We start from the raw sequence: 5,577 nt of genomic DNA, 5'->3' as shown, positions 1-5,577 counted from the left end.
GAGCATCGCCCTTACAAGGCGAGGGTCACTGGTTCGAACCCAGTATCACCCACCATTATCGTTAAATCATTCACAAATGCTTTAAGCCGAGTTGTTTGAAACATTTTTTTCCTGTTCGGAGTGGTAGTTCAGTTGGTTAGAATACCTGCCTGTCACGCAGGGGGTCGCGGGTTCGAGTCCCGTCCACTCCGCCATTTATCGTTTTTCGATAGCCTTTCTATTACGACACTTTCTTAAATTTTCCTATCAAACTCGATCTGTCTTTTTTCACCGTTTTGCCTCAAACTCTTTGCTTGAGTTTTTACCAACCTTTTAACGCACCGCCTCCCCATCATCACCATCTCAGATAAACCACAGATAAAAAACCACAGATAGCCCCCAGACATCGACGCCCTAATGTGTCACCACTCGGGTTAGGACAAAAAAAAGCCCCTTAGGGAGCTTTGTATGAAAATGACCAGGCCTGGTCATTTTGGGTACGAGCGATCAGCTGCTGGCTGTGGTGTTGTAACCGCCGTCCACATAGGTGACTTCACCGGTGATGCCGGACGCGAGATCCGAGCAAAGAAAAGCGGCGGTGTTGCCGACTTCTTCAATGGTCACATTGCGACGCAGCGGGGTTGCGGCGGCCGCTTTGTCCAGCATGCTGCGGAAATCTTTAATGCCGGAGGCGGCGAGGGTGCGGATCGGCCCCGCGGATACGGCATTGACGCGAATGCCATCTTGTCCGAGATCGGCTGCTAAATAACGCACCGTGGCCTCCAGAGAGGCTTTGGCAATGCCCATAACATTGTAATTTGGAACAGCTCTTTCCGCGCCGAGGTAAGTCACCGTCATCACCGAACCGCTGTTCTTCTTGAGCAGCTCGTAACCCCCTTTGGTCAAGGCTGTCAGACTGTAGGCGGAGACATCGTGTGCAACAGAGAAACCAGACCGGGTCGAAGCGTCAATCATTCGACCTTCCAGCTCTTCGCGGGGCGCAAAGGCGACCGAATGCACCAGAATGTCCAAGCCATCCCACTGCTGCCCCAGTTCGGCAAACACCTGCTCGATCTGCTCATCAGAGGTGACATCCAGCGGCAAAACGATTTGACTGCCCAGTTCTTCGGCAATTTTTTCCACGCGACTTTTCAATTTTTCGGTCTGATAGGTAAGGGCAATCTCCGCACCTTGCTCATGCATTTGCTTTGCAATACCGTAGGCAATGGACTTATTGTTCGCTACCCCGACAATTAACGCTTTTTTTCCGGTTAAAAACCCCATTTTCACTCCTTTTGTCATCGCATGTTTCAATGTAAATTGTGTCTTATTAATCGGCTCATTATAACGCCAAAACTCGCTATAATGGTTAGGTTTCTTTAATGTTACAATGTGAACCATATGTTTCAATGGCGTCGTGTTTTTACGAAAAATAGCCATTCCTACAACATAATCGGAGCCTCTCAAAAAAGTGAATCGGGCATGAACGATCGGACAATTCAAATAATGCATGGATTATTTAAAGGCGTTTTAGCCTGGATTGCCGTGGTGGTGTTGGCGGGGTCAGTCGGTGGATGCGGCGTGGATCGCTGGAACAGCCCCTATGAACTTTCCATGGTCGAAAGACCGGTTTTATTTTCCGCTTTTTCTTCCCGCCCAAAACATTTGGATCCGGTTGTTTCTTACAACGCCAATGAATGGTCGATCATCAGTCAAGTGTATGAACCACCCTTGCAATACCATTACTTCAAACGCCCCTACACGCTGGAACCTTTAACGCTCACCACCATGCCAGAAGTGGTTTACCTGAATGCCAATGGCGAGCCGGTTCCGGAAGGCTCGGAACAGGTGGCGTTTACGGAGTACCGTCTGACACTGAAACCCGATATTTTTTATCAGCCACACCCGGCCTTTGTCAAAAATGCCGATGGCGAACCGGCACTGGTGCCCCTGACAGCCAAGCCGCTAGAGCAAATTCGCACACTGGAAGATATTCAACCCACCGACACCCGCACGCTGACGGCGGAGGATTACGCTTATGCCATTAAGCGTATGGCGGTGCGCAGTCATCATTCGCCCATTCTGGGCACCATGAAACCGTTTATCGTAGGCTTGGAAAACTTTTCCGAGAAGGTATCTGCCGAACCAATTTCAGTGAAGGCGTTACGCAAAGCGGAAATTCCGGGGGTTCAGGTGGTGTCCGAGCGGACGCTTCACATTCGCATTCATGGGGTTTACCCGCAGTTTATTTATTGGTTAAGCATGAACTTTTTTGCCCCGATTCCGTGGGAAGCGGAAGTGTTTTATGATCAGCCAGGTCTGGTGGAAAAGAACATTTCACTCGACACCTACCCAGTCGGAACCGGACCGTATCAGTTGGTGGAAAACGACCCTAACCGCCGTATGCGATTAGTGGCCAATCCCAATTACCATCACGGTGTTTATCCGTCTGACGGTTTGCCGGAAGGTGCCAACCCAGCCTTGCTGAAGGATGCCAATCATCCGTTACCCTTTATTCAAGAGGTGATTTACTCGCTGGAAAAAGAAAGCGTGCCCTTGTGGAATAAATTTCTGCAAGGCTATTACGATGCGTCCGGCGTCAGTTCCGACAGTTTTGATCAGGCGATTTCCGTCTCGTCCGGCGGCGACCTGAGCCTGACGGATGAAATGACGCGTAAAGGCATTCGTTTTTTAAATGTGGTGGAACCGTCCATATTTTATTTTGGCTTTAATATGCTGGATCCGGTAGTGGGGGGCTACAGTGAAAAACAACGCAAGTTGCGCCAGGCCATTAGCATTGCACTTAATAATGAAGAATACATTTCCATCTTTTTGAATGGTCGTGGCGTGGCGGCGCAGGGGCCGATTCCACCGGGCATTTTTGGTCATCAAGCGGGGCAAGACGGTCTAAACCCATTTGTATACGATTGGCAAAACGGTCATCCACAGCGTAAATCCATTGAAAAAGCCAAGCGTTTACTGGCCGAAGCCGGTTATCCCAATGGTCGAAAACCAAATGGCGAGCCATTGGTGCTGCATTACGATACTGCCGCCACCGGGCCGAACAGTAAATCACAGCTGAACTGGTATCGAAAGCAGTTTGCACAGCTCGGCATTGAACTGGTGATTCGCGCCACGGATTACAACCGCTTCCAAGATAAGATGCGCACCGGCCAAGGGCAGATGTTCTCCTGGGGCTGGAATGCCGACTACCCAGATCCGGAAAATTTCCTGTTTTTACTGGACGGTGCACAAAGCACCGTTAAAAACCAAGGTGCCGGCATTAACTACGCCAATTACGACAACCCTGAATTTAACCGACTGTTTGAGCAGATCAAAACCCTTTCGAACGGGCCGGAACGCTTGAGTCTGATTCGAAAAATGGTGCGTATTGCACAAGAAGATGCGCCCTGGTCCTGGGGCTTCAACCCGAAAAGTCTCGCACTCTATCACCACTGGTATCACAATGTCTGGGCCAACCCTTTAGCAAACAATACTTTAAAATACAAACGGTTGGACGCTAAAGTTCGAGCACAGAAACAGGCGGAATGGAACGCACCGGTGCTGTGGCCACTGTGGCTGCTTCTGATCCTACTGGTGCTGGCGGTGTTGCCATTACGGCGGGCTTATGTCAAACGGCAACAAGCCCGAATCCACACCCATGACATGGCAGGAGACGATTGATGCTGGCTTACATTGTGCGACGCTTGCTGTTTGCGGTTCCGATTCTGATCGGTGTCAACCTGATTACCTTTGCGCTATTTTTTATGGTGAACACGCCTGAGGATATGGCGCGAACCCATCTGGGAGCCAAGCAGACAACGCCTGAAATGATTGAGGCCTGGAAGCAGGATCACGGTTACGACAAACCCTTATTTTTTAATGAAAACGCACCAGGCCTGGGCGTTTTGACCGACACCTTGTTTGTGAATGAATCAGTGAAATTGTTTACGTTCGATTTCGGTCAATCGGACGATGGACGACAGATTTCCGCAGACATTCAGGAACGAATGTGGCCAAGCCTGGCGATTGCGTTGCCAACCTTTATCATCGGTTTGGTCACCAATATTTCGATTGCATTGCTGATTGTACTGTTTCGCGGCTCGGTGCTGGACAGTGTGACCATGATGGTGGCGGTGGCCATTATGTCGATTTCCGGTTTGTTTTACATCATCGCCGGTCAAGTCTTGTTCAGCAAGATTTGGCATTGGGTGCCGATTTCTGGCTACAGCGGCGGCTGGGATGCGTTCAAGTTTTTGATTTTACCGGTGATGATTGGCGTCTTTGCCGGATTAGGGGCGGGCATACGCTGGTATCGCAGCATTTTCCTGGAAGAAATTCATAAGGATTATATTCGCACCGCTCGCGCTAAAGGCTTATCGGAAATCAAAGTGCTGTTTGGGCATCTGCTGCAAAACGGGCTGCTACCGATTTTAACCGGCGTGGTGGTGGTGATTCCAACACTCTTTATGGGCAGCCTGATTATGGAATCGTTTTTCGGGATACCCGGCCTGGGCAGTTACACGATTGATGCGATTAATGCGCAGGATTTCGCCATTGTGAAATCCATGGTGTTCCTGGGATCGGTGTTGTACATCATCGGGCTGATTCTCACCGATATTTCCTATACGGTGTTTGACCCGAGAGTGAGGTTGAACGGATGATGGGGATCAGCTTGGAAATGCTTTGGACGGATTACATGATCTGGGGACTGATGCTGGCCTTGGTGGTTTGGTCACGTTTAATCAGCCGTTCGTCTCAAGTACGCCACCAGTGGTTACAGATTTTCGAATCGCGCTTGGCGATGATTTCCGCCATTCTTCTGATGACGTATGTGATGATCGCACTGATGGATTCTGTGCATTTTCGGCTGGAATCGACACACGAAAGTGCCCAAAAGAGCCGTTCGATCTCCGGCAATCAGAGTTTGCTGGACGCGGTGCTTCCGCATTTGGCCGCTACTCAGGAACGCACTTACTCCGCGCCCTTTGCCACGCAGGAATACAATAAAAGCTTGACGATATTGGCAAACGGTGAGGTCGAGCAACGTTACCGCCCTCTGCAACACATCGACCCGACACCCATCTGGACGACCGCGATTGAAGCCTTGATGATTGGACTGTTGATCAGTGCCGTCGGCATAGGGGTTCACCTCGTTTGGCGTGCTCGCCGTTGCCGTCTGACGGTTCGGCAGGCATTTTACCAGGCCTGGCAGGGACAAACCCGCCTGCCTTGGCGCACCGCCTATGCCACCTTTGCCCTGGTGGTTGTGTTTTTGACCAGCTTGTACCTATTCAGTCAACACTATCATGTCTTCGGCACCGACAAAGTGGGCGGGGATGTCCTCTACGAATCGCTCAAAAGCATTCGCACCGGCGTGTTAATTGGTGTGTTAACCACCTTGGTCATGCTGCCGCTGGCGTTGTTTCTGGGCATCAGTGCCGGACTGTTTCGCGGCTGGGTGGACGATGTCATTCAGTACCTTTACACCACGTTAAACTCCATTCCCGGCGTTCTGCTGATTGCCGCCGCCGTGCTGGTGATGCAAACCATTATGAGCCACCACCCAGAGTGGTTCAATTCCACCGAAGAGCGGGC

General features: G+C 50.6%; 4 protein-coding genes and 1 tRNA gene. 4 read left to right on the top strand and 1 reads right to left on the bottom strand.

The annotated features are described in order from the left end of the window. Positions 1 to 117 precede the first annotated feature (117 nt). A tRNA-Asp gene (locus ACP5D0_RS02440) sits at positions 118 to 194 on the top strand. A gap of 292 nt (positions 195 to 486) precedes the next feature. Here ACP5D0_RS02440 and ACP5D0_RS02435 read toward each other — a convergent pair. Then, positions 487 to 1,263 (bottom strand): enoyl-ACP reductase FabI, encoded by a 777-nt coding sequence (locus tag ACP5D0_RS02435; RefSeq protein ID WP_472363974.1) that lies wholly within the window; start codon positions 1,261 to 1,263, stop codon positions 487 to 489. Between the two features lie 222 nt (positions 1,264 to 1,485). On the opposite strand from ACP5D0_RS02435, the gene ACP5D0_RS02430 reads away from it, so the two are divergent. The 3 genes from ACP5D0_RS02430 to ACP5D0_RS02420 form a co-directional block, all read left to right on the top strand. Beyond that, positions 1,486 to 3,663 (top strand): ABC transporter substrate-binding protein, encoded by a 2,178-nt coding sequence (locus tag ACP5D0_RS02430; RefSeq protein WP_472363973.1) that lies wholly within the window; start codon positions 1,486 to 1,488, stop codon positions 3,661 to 3,663. Continuing rightward, on the top strand, positions 3,663 to 4,643 hold the full coding sequence (locus ACP5D0_RS02425) for an ABC transporter permease (protein WP_472363972.1): 981 nt from the start codon (positions 3,663 to 3,665) through the stop codon (positions 4,641 to 4,643). Before ACP5D0_RS02430 ends, ACP5D0_RS02425 begins: the two co-directional genes overlap by 1 nt. Further along, the coding region (locus ACP5D0_RS02420) for an ABC transporter permease (protein WP_472363971.1) at positions 4,640 to 5,577 on the top strand (938 nt) is incomplete at its 3' end. The genes ACP5D0_RS02425 and ACP5D0_RS02420, both read left to right, overlap by 4 nt.

Source organism: Hydrogenovibrio sp. (genome assembly GCF_049975065.1).
GTDB lineage: Bacteria > Pseudomonadota > Gammaproteobacteria > Thiomicrospirales > Thiomicrospiraceae > Hydrogenovibrio.
The sequence above is the reverse complement of the archived record's forward strand: the minus strand, read 5'-3'. Positions and strand labels throughout refer to the sequence as shown.